Source organism: Microbacterium sp. Bi121 (assembly GCF_918698005.1).
In the GTDB taxonomy this organism is placed as follows: Bacteria; Actinomycetota; Actinomycetes; order Actinomycetales; family Microbacteriaceae; genus Microbacterium.
Genome location: NZ_CAKKLJ010000001.1, coordinates 113,376 through 127,032 on the forward strand (window position 1 = coordinate 113,376; position 13,657 = coordinate 127,032).

Annotated in this window: 13 protein-coding genes; 8 read left to right on the plus strand and 5 right to left on the minus strand. The window is 68.0% G+C overall.

The genetic code is table 11. The features are described from left to right. Positions 1 to 66 precede the first annotated feature (66 nt). Together LQZ87_RS00535 and LQZ87_RS00540 are read left to right on the plus strand one after the other, a co-directional pair. Positions 67 to 963 (plus strand): ATP-binding cassette domain-containing protein, encoded by an 897-nt coding sequence (locus tag LQZ87_RS00535; RefSeq protein ID WP_230101495.1) that lies wholly within the window; start codon positions 67 to 69, stop codon positions 961 to 963. After that, positions 960 to 1,772 (plus strand): ABC transporter permease, encoded by an 813-nt coding sequence (locus LQZ87_RS00540; RefSeq protein WP_230101496.1) that lies wholly within the window; start codon positions 960 to 962, stop codon positions 1,770 to 1,772. The genes LQZ87_RS00535 and LQZ87_RS00540 overlap by 4 nt, the downstream gene beginning before the upstream one ends. Before the next feature lie 231 nt (positions 1,773 to 2,003). On the opposite strand, the gene LQZ87_RS00545 is transcribed toward LQZ87_RS00540, so the two are convergent. Continuing rightward, on the minus strand, positions 2,004 to 2,420 hold the full coding sequence (locus LQZ87_RS00545; protein ID WP_230101497.1) for a metalloregulator ArsR/SmtB family transcription factor: 417 nt from the start codon (positions 2,418 to 2,420) through the stop codon (positions 2,004 to 2,006). Positions 2,421 to 2,514: 94 nt separating this feature from the next. Here LQZ87_RS00545 and LQZ87_RS00550 point away from each other — a divergent pair, with 94 nt between their 5' ends. The 3 genes from LQZ87_RS00550 to LQZ87_RS00560 all read left to right on the plus strand — a co-directional run bounded on the left by LQZ87_RS00550 (position 2,515) and on the right by LQZ87_RS00560 (position 5,797). Beyond that, positions 2,515 to 3,945 (plus strand): potassium transporter TrkG, encoded by a 1,431-nt coding sequence (locus tag LQZ87_RS00550; RefSeq protein WP_230101914.1) that lies wholly within the window; start codon positions 2,515 to 2,517, stop codon positions 3,943 to 3,945. Then, positions 3,938 to 4,609, plus strand: a complete 672-nt coding sequence (locus tag LQZ87_RS00555) for a TrkA family potassium uptake protein (protein ID WP_230101498.1) — start codon at positions 3,938 to 3,940, stop codon at positions 4,607 to 4,609. Before LQZ87_RS00550 ends, LQZ87_RS00555 begins: the two co-directional genes overlap by 8 nt. Positions 4,610 to 4,723: 114 nt before the next feature. Continuing rightward, positions 4,724 to 5,797 carry an alpha/beta hydrolase gene (locus LQZ87_RS00560; protein WP_230101499.1) on the plus strand — a complete coding sequence of 358 codons (1,074 nt, stop codon included), beginning with the start codon at positions 4,724 to 4,726 and terminating at the stop codon, positions 5,795 to 5,797. Here the strand turns inward: LQZ87_RS00560 and proC are convergent. Continuing rightward, positions 5,794 to 6,633: a pyrroline-5-carboxylate reductase gene (gene proC, locus LQZ87_RS00565; protein WP_230101500.1), complete on the minus strand. Its 840-nt coding sequence runs from the start codon at positions 6,631 to 6,633 to the stop codon at positions 5,794 to 5,796. The two genes, LQZ87_RS00560 and proC, sit on opposite strands and share 4 nt — an antisense overlap. A gap of 79 nt (positions 6,634 to 6,712) precedes the next feature. Between proC and LQZ87_RS00570 the strand changes: the two genes are divergently transcribed. Beyond that, complete coding sequence (locus tag LQZ87_RS00570) at positions 6,713 to 7,024, plus strand: hypothetical protein (protein ID WP_230101501.1); 312 nt, start codon at positions 6,713 to 6,715, stop codon at positions 7,022 to 7,024. 5 nt (positions 7,025 to 7,029) lie between these two features. Here LQZ87_RS00570 and tadA read toward each other — a convergent pair whose 3' ends face one another. Beyond that, on the minus strand, positions 7,030 to 7,461 hold the full coding sequence (gene tadA, locus LQZ87_RS00575; protein ID WP_230101915.1) for a tRNA adenosine(34) deaminase TadA: 432 nt from the start codon (positions 7,459 to 7,461) through the stop codon (positions 7,030 to 7,032). A gap of 66 nt (positions 7,462 to 7,527) precedes the next feature. On the opposite strand from tadA, the gene upp reads away from it, so the two are divergent. Next, positions 7,528 to 8,160 carry a uracil phosphoribosyltransferase gene (upp, locus tag LQZ87_RS00580; protein ID WP_230101502.1) on the plus strand — a complete coding sequence of 211 codons (633 nt, stop codon included), beginning with the start codon at positions 7,528 to 7,530 and terminating at the stop codon, positions 8,158 to 8,160. A gap of 6 nt (positions 8,161 to 8,166) precedes the next feature. Here upp and LQZ87_RS00585 read toward each other — a convergent pair whose 3' ends face one another. Further along, a complete protein-coding gene (locus LQZ87_RS00585; RefSeq protein WP_230101503.1) occupies positions 8,167 to 11,634 on the minus strand; it encodes a bifunctional RecB family nuclease/DEAD/DEAH box helicase in 3,468 nt (1,155 codons plus the stop codon). A 146-nt stretch (positions 11,635 to 11,780) separates the two neighbouring features. Then, a complete protein-coding gene (nadE, locus tag LQZ87_RS00590; protein ID WP_230101504.1) occupies positions 11,781 to 12,599 on the minus strand; it encodes an ammonia-dependent NAD(+) synthetase in 819 nt (272 codons plus the stop codon). A gap of 107 nt (positions 12,600 to 12,706) precedes the next feature. Here nadE and LQZ87_RS00595 point away from each other — a divergent pair, with 107 nt between their 5' ends. After that, on the plus strand, positions 12,707 to 13,657 hold the full coding sequence (locus LQZ87_RS00595) for an aldo/keto reductase (RefSeq protein WP_230101505.1): 951 nt from the start codon (positions 12,707 to 12,709) through the stop codon (positions 13,655 to 13,657).

The following is a 13,657-nucleotide window of genomic DNA, read 5'->3' on the forward strand; positions in this document are numbered from 1 at the left end:
GTGTTATGGTCATACACAATTGTATGCGACGTACACAGTTTGCCACTCACTCAGAAGGAAGCGACCATGACCGCATCAGTCATCGAGGTCCGCGGACTCCGCAAGACCTTCGGCGCACAGACCGTCATCGACGGACTGGACCTCACCGTGTCACGCGGTGAGGTGTTCGCCCTGCTCGGGCCGAACGGCGCGGGGAAGACCACGACCATCAACATCCTCACCACTCTCATCCACCCTGATGCCGGCACCGCCGCCGTCAGCGGATTCGATGTGGCGTCCTCCCCCGTCGAGGTGCGGCGCCGCATCAGCCTCACCGGTCAGTCCGCCGCCGTGGACGACGGGCTCACCGCAACGGAGAACGTGGTGATGTTCGCCCGCCTCGCCGGCCTGTCCCGAAGCGCCAGTCGCCGCCGGTCGGACGTGCTGCTCGACGCCTTCTCTCTGACGGATGCCGCGTCTCGACGCGTCTCGACGTTCTCCGGCGGCATGCGCCGCCGGCTAGACCTGGCACTGAGCTTCGTCATCACGCCCGAAGTGCTCTTCCTCGACGAGCCGACGACCGGCCTCGACACCCGCAGCCGCCGCGACCTCTGGGACATCATCCGTTCGCTCGCATCGGCCGGCACGACCGTGTTCCTCACAACGCAGTACCTCGAGGAGGCGGATCAGCTCGCTGATCGCATCGCCGTTCTCCACGAGGGCCGGGTCGCGGCGCTCGGCACCGCAGCCGAGCTCAAGGCCCGCATCGGCGGCGACACGGTCGAACTGCATGACGAGCACGGTGCACTGCTTCACGAGATTCCCACCGACGGCACGGTCTCCGGTCTGCGTCGGGCGCTCGACGACCTGGACAGCCGGGGAGCGGACGGTGTCGTCACGCTCCGCCGCCCCACCCTCGACGATGTCTTCCTCGCCGTCACCACACCCGAAGCAGCCCCTGAACTCGTGAAGGAGTCGAAGTGACCACCGCACTCGCCGCTGTCGCGGCATCCGCACCCGCAGTCCGACCCCGCCTGCGCGGGCTGACCGCCGAGCTCGTGTTCGTCGGACGCAGCCTCACCCACTCGATCCGCGATGGGGAATCGCTTCTCATGGCGATCATGCTCCCCGTGATGCTCATGCTTATGTTCACGTGGGTCTTCGGCGGCGCGATCGACCCATCAGGCGCATACGTCGACTACGTCGTACCGGGCATCATCCTCACCTGCGCCGGCTTCGGCGCGTCATCCACCGCCGTGTACGTCGCGAACGACATGCGCACCGGGATCATCGACCGCTTCCGCACCATGCCCGTCCGGTCGGGCGCCGTGCTCACCGGCCATGTCGTCGCAAGCCTCGTCCGCAACCTCGTCGCCACCGCGATCGTGATCGGCGTCGGGGTGCTGGTCGGTTTCCGCCCCACCGCGACGCTCGGCGAATGGGTGCTGATGACGCTGTTCATCACCCTCTATCTGCTGGCGATCACCTACCTCTTCGCCGCCATCGGCCTCGCGGCCGGCTCGCCGGAGGGCGCGAACGGCTACGGATTCATCCTGTTGTTCCTGCCGTACCTGTCGAGCGCGTTCGTGCCCGTCGCCAGCATGCCCGACTGGCTGCAACCGGTCGCCCAGTACCAGCCGATCACTCCGATCGTCGAGACGATCCGTGCGCTGCTGATGGGGACCGACAGCGGCACGCAGCCGCTGTGGGCCGTCGTGTGGTGCGTCGGGATCCTCGTCTTCGCCGCGGCGTGGGGCGCATGGCTGTTCCGCCGCAAGGCCGGACAGCGCTGATCGGGTCGGGCTGATCGGGTCGGGCTGATCGGGTCGCGCTGATCGGATCGCGCTGATCGGGTCGGGCGGCGTCGCTCCGGCGTCAACGCCCGGCCTCAGGCGCTGACCGAGCTCCAGCGCACGGGCAGATCGCGCATCACGAGCGCGCTGTCGAAGGCCGCGGACCCCCGCGGGAGAGCGTCGAAGAACGACGAGCTCACCTCGCGCACCCCCTGGTTGCACCGACGGCGTTCAGGCGCCGAGCCGCTTGAGGGCGGTCGTGACGACATGCTTGGCGGATGCCGCGGCACGACCGACCACCTCGGCTGCGTGCGCTGCGCCGTCTGGCAGCGGGATCGTGGAGAAGTCGATGTCGGGCGCGTTCTCGCCGAAGGCGTCGACGAGGAACGGCACGAGCCAGTCGTCGACCGCCTCGAGCGGCTCGACCTCGATGCTGTAGAAACGGCGCTGTCCGTCTTCTCGGACGCTGACCAGCTCGGCATCGCGCAGCACCTTGAGGTGCTTGGAGACGGTCGGCTGGCTGATGCCGAGTTCGCTGACGATGTGCGAGACGCTCGTGCCGGCTTCCCCTTCGGTCGACCGCCGCAGCAGGAGCTGGAGGATGTCGCGCCTCGTGCCGTCTGCGATCACGTCGAAGATGTCCGTCATGAAGTTCAGGGTAGTCGTCCCGCGCCCGGAGTACCATGACGAAGGCTCGGTGCGACAGGCGCGTCGAGCAGTCGACGACTACTGGAGGGAAGCGATGTCGAGCATCGGCTGGTCGACGTCGACCCGCAGGCATCCGCGGAACACCTGGCACTTCTTCCGCCGCATCATCACGTCGTCGCCCTCGCGGTTCGCGATTCTCATCTTCGCCGTGCTGATCCTGGTGTTCACTGCGCTGTTCTCCCTGCCGATCGCATCCGCATCCCGCACGGTGACACCGCTGAGCGATGCGCTGTTCACGGCCGTCTCGACGATCTGCGTCACCGGGCTCTCGACGGTCGACATGGCGACGCACTGGTCTCCGTTCGGGCACGTGCTGATCTTCCTCGGCGTGAACATCGGCGGGATGGGCGTGCTGACGCTGGCATCCGTCCTCGGACTCGTCATCTCGAAGAAGCTCGGTCTGCGCGCGAAGCTGCTGGCCGCCGGCGACAGCAACCCGCTGCGCGCCCACGGCGGTGTCGTCAATGAGGGGCAGACGGTCCGCCTCGGCGAGGTCGGCCAGCTGCTCACCACGGTCGCGATGTCGCTGATCGTCATCGAGCTCGTCCTGGCGGTGCTGCTGTACCCGGGGCTGGTGATGGCCGGCATCCACCCGCTCACCGCCCTGTGGGAGGCGCCGTTCTATTCGGCGATGGCGTTCACGAACACCGGCTTCGCGCCGAACGCCACCGGCGTCGTGGAGTTCGTCGACGACTACTTCGTCCTCACGGTGCTGATGGTGGGCGTGTTCCTCGGCAGCATCGGCTTCCCTGTCATCTACACGCTGCTCAAGCACCACTTCCACGTGAAGCGCTGGTCGCTGCACTCGAAGCTCACCCTGATCACCACGCTGATCCTGTTCGTCGCCGGCGCCGTGGTGTTCATCATCCTCGAGTTCGACAACCCGCGGACGTTCGGGTCGATGGATGCCACGGACACGACGTTCCAGTCGTTCTTCCTCTCCGCGATGACGCGGTCCGGCGGCTTCAGCACGATCGACATCTCCGACCTCAACGGGTCGTCCAAACTCGCGATCTCGATGCTCATGTTCGTCGGCGGCGGGTCCGCCTCCACCGCCGGCGGCATCAAGGTGACGACGCTCGCCGTGCTCGCGATCGCGGTGTGGTCGGAGGCCCGCGGTCGCCAGTCGGTCAACGCGTTCGGTCGCCGGATCCCGAGCGACGTGCAGCGCGTCGCCCTCAGCGTCGTCGCGTGGGGTTCCACGATCGTGGCGCTGTCGACCATCATCATCGGGCAGATCACGAAAGCATCGACGGAGGACGTGCTCTTCGACGTGATCTCCGCATTCGGCACTGTCGGGCTCAGCACCGGACTGACGGCGAGCCTGCCGGATTCGGCCGTCTACGTCATGGCCTTGACGATCTTCATGGGACGCGTTGGTACAGTGACACTCGCCGCGGCCGTCGCCGCGACGACGAGAACGCAGCTCTATTCGCTGCCCGTCGAAAGGCCGATCGTTGGTTGAAGGTCTGCGCAGCGATGCGCCAGTGCTGGTCATCGGACTCGGACGCTTCGGCGCCGCGTGCGCCGGCGAGCTGGACAGGCTCGACCGCGAGGTGCTCGCCATGGACGAGAACCTCGAGCTCGTGCAGAAGTGGTCGGATCGGGTCACCCACACCGTTCAGGGCGACGCGCGGAACATCGACGCGCTGAAGCAGATCGGCGCGCAGGACTTCCAGGTCGCCGTCGTCGCCGTCGGCTCGCTCATCGAGGCATCCGTCCTCATCACGGCGAACCTCGTCGACCTCAAGGTCCCGCAGATCTGGGCGAAGGCCGTCTCGCAGTCGCACGGGAAGATCCTCGCCCGTGTCGGCGCGAACCACGTCATCTACCCCGAGCGCGAGGCCGGCGAGCGCGTCGCGCACCTCGTGAGCGGTCGGATGCTGGATTTCATCCGCTTCGACGACGACTTCGTACTGGCGAAGATGTACCCGCCGAAGTTCATCCGCGGCGTCGGACTGAACGAGTCCGGCGTGCGGAGCAAGTACAAAGTCACTGTCGTGGGTGTCAAGAGCCCCGGCAAGCCGTTCCGGTACGCCGAGGCGAACACGGTGGTCACGAACCACGACCTGATCATCGTCTCGGGCACCAACAGCGACATCGAGAGGTTCGCGGCGCTGGACAGGTGACCTCGCAAACCTGAAACCCGGTTCACATTTGTGGGTGCGGAGCGCTAGAGTCGATCCGCACGCGGCATCGGCGCCGCGTCACGGCGCAGCGCCGTATCAGGACGGGGACCGGCCATGACCAGCATCCAGGATTCGCTTCTCGACGGGATCGCAGCGCGGACGATCGACACAGCGCGGCTGCGGGTCAACGTGCTGGAGCGAACAGCCGACGACCAGGGCACTCCCCCGGAGCGCACGGTCGTGCTCGTGCACGGAAACGTGTCATCAGCTCTGTTCTGGCAGGAGACGATGCTCGGCCTTCCCGCCGGCATTCGTGCGATCGCGGTCGACCTGCGTGGATTCGGCGACAGTGAGGCGCTGCCCGTGGATGCCACTCGGGGCCTCGGTGATTACAGCGACGACGTGCACGCGACGCTGGAAACGCTCGGACTCCCGACCGCTCACCTCGTCGGCTGGTCGATGGGCGGCGGCGTTGTGATGCAGTACGCGCTCGATCACCCGGCGCTCAGCCTCACGCTGCAGGCACCGGTCTCTCCCTACGGGTTCGGCGGCACGCGCCCGGACGGCACGCGGCTGACGGACGATGACGCCGGATGCGGTGGCGGCGGCGGCAATCCCGACTTCATCGAGCGGCTTCGCGCCGGAGACACCTCGGCCGATGCGCCGACGTCTCCGCGCAGCGTGTTCCGCGGCAGCTACGTCGCGCCGGGGTACGAGACCGATCACGAGAACATCTGGGTCGCGTCGATGAACACGACCTCGACCGAGCAGGGGAACTATCCGGGGGACAGCGTCGCGAGCGCGAACTGGCCCGGATTCGGCGCCGGCGACGTCGGCGTGCTGAACACCATGGCACCCAAGCACTTCAACGTCTCGCGCATCGTCGAACTCGAGGTGAAGCCGCCGATCCTGTGGGTGCACGGAACCGCGGACGCGATCGTGTCGGATGCCTCGTTCTTCGACCTCAATCACCTCGGTGCCGTCGGTGCGATTCCCGGTTGGCCCGGTGCGGAAGTCGCCCCCGCGCAGCAGATGGTGACGCAGACGCGAGCAGTCCTGTCGGCGTATGCGGCAGCCGGCGGGGATGTCGTCGAGCTGAATTTGGAGGGCGTCGGCCACTCGCCGCACCTCGAGCGCCCTGAGGAGTTCCGCGCCGCGCTGCTCGAGCGGATCGGGTACGCGGGCTAGTTCCCCGCGGCCATCTCCCTAGCCCGCGCCAGCGCAGCATCCGTCGCCCGGCCGAACACCTCGTCGAGCCGGGCGTCCTGCAGGACGGCGATCGCGCGCTCCGTCGTGCCCTTCGGGCTGGTCACACGACGCCGGAGCTCGGCGGGACTCTCGCCGGATGCCTCGAGCAGCGCGGTTGCGCCGATGAACGTCTGCTCGGCCATCAGCCGGGCATCGGCCTCATCGAAGCCCTTCCCGATCGCCGCCTTGGTCAGTTCTTCGATGAGCAGGAACACGTACGCCGGACCCGAACCGGAGATCGTCGACAGGGCGTCGATCCTGTCCTCCGACACCTCGACCACGGCGCCGACGAGCTCGAACAGCGTGCGGACGAGCGCCAGGTCCTCAGGCGTCGCTGACGTTCCGGCGGCGAGACCCGTGACGCCCTTGCCGACCGTCGACGGCGTGTTGGGCATCGAACGGATGACGCGAACGCCATCACCGAGATTCTCGGCGAACGTGGCGAGGGTGACGCCGGCGGCGAGACTCACGACGATGGCGTCCTCACGGAGGACGGGCGCGATCTCGCGCAGCAGATCCGGAACCATGTGCGGCTTCACGCCGACGAGGATGACACGAGCGGATGCCGCGGCATCCGTGTTGCCGTTCGGGTTCGTCTCCAGTGCGACGGCCGTGACGTTCTCGAGTCCCTCGAGAGCCGCTGCCTTCTCGGCGGTGCGATTGGTCGCGACGATGCCGCCGTCGACGGGGATGCCTGCTGCGACGACGCCATGCAGAATGGCGCCTCCCATGGATCCGGCACCGAGGAACGCGAGGGACGGAAGAGAGTCAGCCATTGGGCCATCCTATGCGCGGCATCAGACAGCGCCGACGGTGCATCCTGCGGATCACAGACGCCCGAACTAGACTCGCGGCATGAGCGGATCTGCCAGCAAACACGACCTCGACCTGATCATGGACGCGATCCTCGGATGCTCCGATGTCGAGAAGCTCATCAGCCTGAAGACGTATCCCGTCGAGAGTGACAAGCTCCTCGTCGTGATCAAGATCGCCCTCCCCGCGGAGAAGACCGTGCGCGATGTCGCCGACGTCATCGCCGAGATCCAGGCGCAGATCGAGAGAACCGTTCCCACGGTCGGCGCGGTGTACGTCCAGCCCGACATCTACCGTCCGTCGCTCGACCCCGAGCCCTCGACCGACGTGTTCGTCCTGAAGTCCGAGGACTGACGCGCTCAGCGCCGCTGCTCGAAGAAATCGCGCAGCAGCGCGGTCGAGGCATCCTCTACGACGCCGCCGACGACCTCGGCGCGATACGGCAGCCGGCGGTCGCGCAGCACGTCGTACATCGACCCTGCCGCACCGGCCTTCTCGTCCCACGCGCCGAACACGACCCGTCCGATGCGCGCCTGAAGGATCGCCCCTGCGCACATCACGCACGGTTCGAGCGTGACGACGAGCGTGTGCCCCTCCAGATTCCATGATCCGATGGATGCCGCGGCCGCCCGCAGAGCGACGACCTCCGCATGCCCGGTGGGATCGTGGGTCTCCTCACGCGTGTTCCTGCCCTCGCCGATCACGCGTCCTGCCGCATCGAGCACGACGGCGCCGACCGGAACCTCCCCCGCGTCAGCAGCCTCACGTGCGAGTTCGAGAGCGCGAAGCATCCCGTCGCGGTCTGGCTGGAGCATGTTCCGAGCGTATCCGGACGCGCGGCGCATTACCCTATGACTATGCGTGTTCACGTCGCCGACCACCCTCTCGTCACTCACAAGCTCACGGTTCTGCGCGATGAGCGCACCCCGTCGCCGGTGTTCCGCCAGCTGACCGAAGAGCTGGTCACGCTCCTCGCGTACGAGGCGACGCGGAACGTCAAGGTCTCGCCGATCGAGATCCAGACTCCGGTGACCACCACCATGGGCGTGAAGATCTCCGAGCCACGTCCGATCGTCGTCCCCATCCTGCGTGCGGGTCTCGGAATGCTGGAGGGCCTGGTCAAGCTGCTTCCGACCGCGGAGGTCGGATTCCTCGGCATGGTGCGCGATGAGACCACGTTCGAGCCGACGACGTACACCGAGCGCCTCCCCGACGACCTGAGCGACCGCCAGTGCTTCGCGATCGACCCGATGCTCGCCACCGGCGGTTCACTGGGCGCTGCGATCCAGTTCCTCTTCGATCGCGGCGCGAAGGACGTCACCGCGATCTGCCTGCTCGGCACTCCGGAGGGCGTCGCCGCGATCGAGAAGCTGGTCGGCGACCGCGATGTCACGCTCGTGCTCGGCGCTCTGGACGAGCGTCTGAACGAGAAGGGCTACATCGTCCCAGGGCTCGGCGACGCCGGAGACCGGCTTTACGGGACCGTCTGAGCTCGCTCAGGGCCGGTCGGCGCCGACCAGGCGGGCGAACGCGCTGAGCCGCGTCACACCCTCCGGCGTGCGCGGAAGATCGTCGAGCAGCGCCGGCGAATAGATCAGGTAGGCCGCGACCTGCGCGCGCGAGATCGCGACGTTGAGCCGGTTCTGCAGCAGTAGGAACTCGGGGCCGCGCGGCGCGTCGCGTCCGCTGGATGCCGCGAGCGTCGTGATCGAGACCACGGCCTCCTTGCCCTGGAAGTTGTCGACCGTCCCGACGGGCACATCGGCGAACCCGGCCGCCGCCAGTGCGTCGTGGACCAGTTGCTTCTGCGCGTTGTACGGCGCGACGACGATGATGTCGGGCTGCTCGAGCAAGCGCGGTTCGGCATCGGGCTCGCTGAACGAGCGGCCGATGAGGTCGCGGACGATGCGCACGACCTCGGCCGCCTCCTCCGGAGACTGCGTGGCATTGCCGCGGTGACGGAGCGGCTGCACGTGGAGGCCGGGTTCGATGCCTTCGATCGCGCGCCGTTCGGTGCCGGATGCCGACGCCAGCTGCCCCGCGTATGACAGCCGTGAGACCGGTTCTGCGACTGCCGGGTGCATCCGCCAGCTGCGATCGAGGAAGTACCCGTATTCCGGACGGACCACCGAATCCCCGTCCATGACCCACCCGAGCGCCGAGGTGTCGACCGGCTCGGGGTGCGCTCCCTGGCTCACCTGCGGCAACTGCTGCGGGTCGCCGAGGAGCAGCAGACGCTGCGCCCCGGCGGCGACGGCGATCGTCGAGGCGAGCGAGAACTGGCCGGCCTCGTCGATCACGATGAGGTCGAGACCGCCGCGCTCGACGCGGCCGGTATGACTGAAGTCCCACGCGGTACCGCCGACGACGACGCCCTGCCCCTCGCGCTCGGCGAGGAACGACGCCATGCCGGTCTTGGGGATCGACGTGTACTTCGGGTCGCCCGCCTTCTCCTTCGGGCTCTTCGCCACCTGCCCGGCCGGGACGCCGGCGTCGACGATCCGCTCGAGCAGCGTCTCGATGATCGCGTGCGACTGCGCGACGACACCGATGCGGAAGCCGTGCTCGTTCACCAGCCGGGCGATCACGTGCGAGCCGGTGTAGGTCTTGCCCGTCCCCGGAGGGCCCTGGACGGCGAGGTAGCTGCGGTCGAGGTCGCGCACGGCGCGGACGATCGCATCGATCACGTCGCCATCGGCTGGCGGCAGCCCGGCACCCGAGACCGTGCGAGGTGGAACCCGGCGCAGGATGTCGGTGGCGGCATCCTGCGGGAAGGCGGGCGCAGCCTGGTGCACGGCGTCGGCCCACTCGTCGATCGCGCCCTGCAGCGACACGACCCGCGGCGGAGCAGCAGGGGTGAGTGCGAGCGGCAGTTCGTCCCACGTCTGGCCGTCCACGGCGTTCTCGGTGACCACGAAACCGTCGTCGAGCACCTCGATGACCTTCACGACGTGCGGCACGTGCACCGCTCGCGATGGCGCATCGCTGACGAACGGGGCTGGGAACGAGTACAGCGCGAACGGCTCCGCACCGTCGCCGAGCGTGGTCCCTGGTGAGATCTCGCCACGGATCTCGACCTCGCGCGACATGACTCGGCGGCCCTCTTCGATGCTCCAGTCGCGGCGCAGCACGGTGGCGGCGGCATCCACTCGCACGACGTCGCGGGTCTGGTCCCACATCGAGACCGGTTCGCGCAGCCGCTGGTAGTGCGCCCGCCAGAAGATCGCGGACTCGCGCGGGTAGTAGTCGATCGCGGCAGCCGCGACCCGATGCGCCTCGCCGTCGCCTCCTGCTTCGACGTCGCGTTCGGCGTCGGCGAGGAGAGCGACCGACCGAGGAGAGGGCTCGTAGACGACCTCGTCCGGCGCATCGGGCGGCGCCGGATTGACGCCCTTCTGCCTGGCGATCTCGATCAGCCAGTTGCGCAGTCGACGGGTGGAGACGCAGTCGTAGCGGTTGTAGTCGGCGAGGTCGGCGAGCACGGCATCCGCTTCAGCCTCGTCACCGGCGGCTGCGAGCTGCCGGGCGGCGACGTACTGCACGATCGAGTCGTCGCCCTTCTGCACGTCGCTCGTGCGGACGTCGGCACCCATGTACAGCGGCTCGAGCTTCTTGATCGAGTACGACCGGGAGCCGACGCGCACGGTACGCAGCACGAGCGGATACAGATCGACGAAGACCCCCTCGCGCAGGAGCTTGTCCACCTCGCCCTCGCGGACGCCGTGACGCGCGGCCATCGCACTCAGATGCGAGGTCTCGTACGGGGCGTAGTGGTAGATGTGCATGTCGGGGTGCGACTGCCGGCGCAGGTTCACGAAGTCGAGGAACCGCTCGAGGGCCTTCTTCTCGTCGGCGAACGTGTGCGCCCACAACGGGGTGTACTGATCCTCGTTGTCGACCCAGCCGAACAGGTAGTCGATCCCCCATTGAGCGTGCCCGTCAGGAGCGGGCTCGGTGTAGAGCGGATCACCCTCGAAGTCGAAGAAGATGTCGCCACGGCTCGGCCGCGGGAGCGTGTGGATCGCGGCCGGATGGTAGACGTCGTAGGTGGGCGCCTGGTCGGCGTCGGCTCGGAGCTGCAGCCGCGCCTGCGCCCGAAGCGCCTCGAACGTGTCGGCGTTCATTCCCGTCGGTGCATCCGTCGCAGCGGCCAGCGCATCGATCGTCTGGATGCCGGCGTCACGCAGGCGGGTGCGCTGCACCGGGCGCATCCGCGCGACCATGAGCAGGTCGCGCGCGGCATCCACCTGCTGGGTGCAGGTCTCGCATCTGCCGCACGCGACGATGCCGATATCGCCGCGCTCGTCTCCCCAGGCGAGCGGCGAGCCGGACGCGCCGACCTCCACGTTGCGATCCGCGATCAGTGTGCGCAGGCGCGCACGGCGAACGTGGAACAGGGGCAGCAGATCATCGACCTGATGCGTGCTGATGGTTCCGTCACCGAGGATGAGGTCGACCTCGGTGGACCGAGGGATGCCGAGGCCATCGAGCTGGTCGACGTATGCCGCGAGCTGCATGAGCGCGGTCACACGCGCCGCACGGGCGAGCTTGGAGTCCTGGACGCGCCAGCCGCCGTCGTCGTCGCGGAGCAGGAAGTCGGCGAATCCGACGAACTCGTCGGTCGCGAACGCCGCCTGGAAGAGCAGCTTGGCATCGGACCGCAGGGCCTCGCGGGTCTCGGCGACGACAGCGGCCAATGCGCCGGGCTCGGACGAGTTGATCCGGGCGACCTCATGCACGGCGTTCGGCCCGAGCTGCTCGCGGTACGCCTCGAGGACCTTGAGCTCGTGCGCGTCACCGAGCCTCGCCGCTCGTTCGAGAGTCGCGTCCTCCGGCTCTTCGACGGCCGGAACCCTGCCGAGCTTGGCGTCGATCGCGCGCGCCCAGGCGAACTCGCATTCGGCGGCCGCTTTCAGGTCGCTGGCGCTCCAGATGACGCGCTGCGCCTGAGTGTCGATCCGCATGCTTCGAGCGTATCCGGGGGTACCGACAGCGGGTGCCGGTGCGACTTCGGCTCGCCTGCGGCTCGCTCAGTCCGTTTCGGCTGCGGGCTGCGCCCTCCGCTCAACGACCCGCAGGGAGTCTCCCCGCGGATCCTCGACCGTCGGACTCAGCGCCACCAGTCGTCGTCCGGGGCTACGGGCAGGTGGCGCTTGTGCTCGGTCGCCAGGTACTTCTGCTCGATGCGGGCGGCGGCGTCAGCATCCACCGGCCTGCCCTCGAGGTAGTCGTCGATCTGCTCGTACGTGATCCCGAGTTCGTCCTCATCTGAGCGGCCGGGCTGGTCGTCGAGCAGATCGGCCGTCGGCACCTTCATCCAGAGGCGATCGGGCGCCTGCAGCACCCGCAGCAACTGCTTGCCCTGGCGTTTGTTGAGCCCGGCGAGCGGCAGGATGTCCGCGGCCCCATCGCCGAACTTGGTGTAGAAGCCGGTGACCGCCTCTGCGGCGTGATCGGTTCCGATGACGAGGTGACCGTCGTGGCCCGCAAGTGCGTACTGGGTGACCATGCGGATGCGCGCCTTGATGTTGCCGCGGTTGAAGTCCGAGATGGATGCGCCGGCGGCCTGCTCGATGTCGGCCTCGACGCCGTCCACACCGTGCTGGATGTTCACCTCGACGACGCGGTCTGCCGCGACGAAGTCGAGCGCGGCGATCGCGTCATCTGCATCGTGCTGCACCTTGTACGGCAGGCGGACCGCTATGAAGTCGGCCGTGCCCCCGTTCCCACGAACGCGCTCGACGGCAAGCTGAGCGAGGCGGCCGGCGAGCGTTGAATCCTGTCCGCCCGAGATGCCGAGCACGAGTCCCTTCGCGCCGGTCCTCTCGAGATAGTCGACGAGGAACTGCACGCGGCGTTCGATCTCGGCGGCCGGGTCGATCTCGGGCTGCACGCCCAGAGTCTGAGCGATCTGCTGCTGAAGCGTCATGCCTCCAGTATCGTCCCCCGAGTGTTACGCGGGAATGACGCGGCGGGAATAGCACTGCCGCCGGCCGCCTTGTGCCCAGAGACCTCTTCTTGACGAAAGCGAGAACCATGACCCTCCTCGGCCGCAGCGACCTCGATGTCCTCCCCCTCTCCCTCGGCGGGAACGTGTTCGGCTGGACCGCCGACCGCGACGCGTCCTTCGAGATCCTGGATGCGTTCACCGCAGGCGGCGGGAACTTCATCGACACGGCGGACGGATACAGCGCGTGGGTGCAGGGAAACTCCGGCGGTGAGAGCGAGACGATCATCGGCGAATGGCTCGCGTCGCGCAATCCGGCAGGGCTCACGATCGCCACGAAGGTCAGCACCCACCCGGAGTTCAGGGGACTATCGGCGAAGAACATCCGCGCGGCCGCCGAGGCGTCGCTGAAGCGTCTCGGCGTCGACACGATCGACCTGTACTACGCGCACTTCGATGACGCCGAGACTCCGTTGGAGGAGACGGTCGCCGCCTTCGGCCAACTCGTCACCGACGGCCTCGTGCGCCACACCGCCGTCTCGAACTACTCGGCCGACCGCATCCGTTCGTGGATCTCGATCGCTCAGGATGCCGGCACCGCCCTTCCCGTCGCGATCCAGCCGCACTACAACCTCGTGCACCGCAACGACGTCGAGGAGAGCATCGTCCCGGTCGCCGAGGAGTTCGGGCTGAGCCTGGTGCCGTACTACGCACTGGCGAGCGGTTTCCTCACCGGGAAGTACCGGTCGACGGATGCCTCGGGCATCTCACCGCGCGCCGGTGGCGCCGCCAAGTACGCCACGGAGCACGGGCTGCGGATCATCGACGAGCTGGAGCGCATCGCCGGCGAGCACGATGCCTCGATCACGTCGGTGTCGTTGGCGTGGCTTCGCGCTCAGCCCACTGTGGCGGCGCCGATCGCGAGCGCCTCGCGGGTCGAGCAGGTCCCGGACCTGCTCGCGAGCGCGACGCTGGAGCTCACGGCCGATGAGGTGAGGGCGCTGAACGCCGTATCGGACTGGGTGCCGGCGAAGGTCTGA

Coding starts and splice junctions, on each gene's coding strand:
- proC (WP_230101500.1), bottom strand. CDS start 6,633: ATGGCTGACTCTCTTCCGTCCCTCGCGTTCCTCGGTGCCGGATCCATG.
- LQZ87_RS00570 (WP_230101501.1), top strand. CDS start 6,713: ATGAGCGGATCTGCCAGCAAACACGACCTCGACCTGATCATGGACGCG.
- LQZ87_RS00585 (WP_230101503.1), bottom strand. CDS start 11,634: ATGCGGATCGACACTCAGGCGCAGCGCGTCATCTGGAGCGCCAGCGAC.
- LQZ87_RS00550 (WP_230101914.1), top strand. CDS start 2,515: ATGTCGAGCATCGGCTGGTCGACGTCGACCCGCAGGCATCCGCGGAAC.
- nadE (WP_230101504.1), bottom strand. CDS start 12,599: ATGACGCTTCAGCAGCAGATCGCTCAGACTCTGGGCGTGCAGCCCGAG.
- LQZ87_RS00545 (WP_230101497.1), bottom strand. CDS start 2,420: ATGACGGACATCTTCGACGTGATCGCAGACGGCACGAGGCGCGACATC.
- upp (WP_230101502.1), top strand. CDS start 7,528: ATGCGTGTTCACGTCGCCGACCACCCTCTCGTCACTCACAAGCTCACG.
- LQZ87_RS00535 (WP_230101495.1), top strand. CDS start 67: ATGACCGCATCAGTCATCGAGGTCCGCGGACTCCGCAAGACCTTCGGC.
- LQZ87_RS00560 (WP_230101499.1), top strand. CDS start 4,724: ATGACCAGCATCCAGGATTCGCTTCTCGACGGGATCGCAGCGCGGACG.
- tadA (WP_230101915.1), bottom strand. CDS start 7,461: ATGCTTCGCGCTCTCGAACTCGCACGTGAGGCTGCTGACGCGGGGGAG.
- LQZ87_RS00595 (WP_230101505.1), top strand. CDS start 12,707: ATGACCCTCCTCGGCCGCAGCGACCTCGATGTCCTCCCCCTCTCCCTC.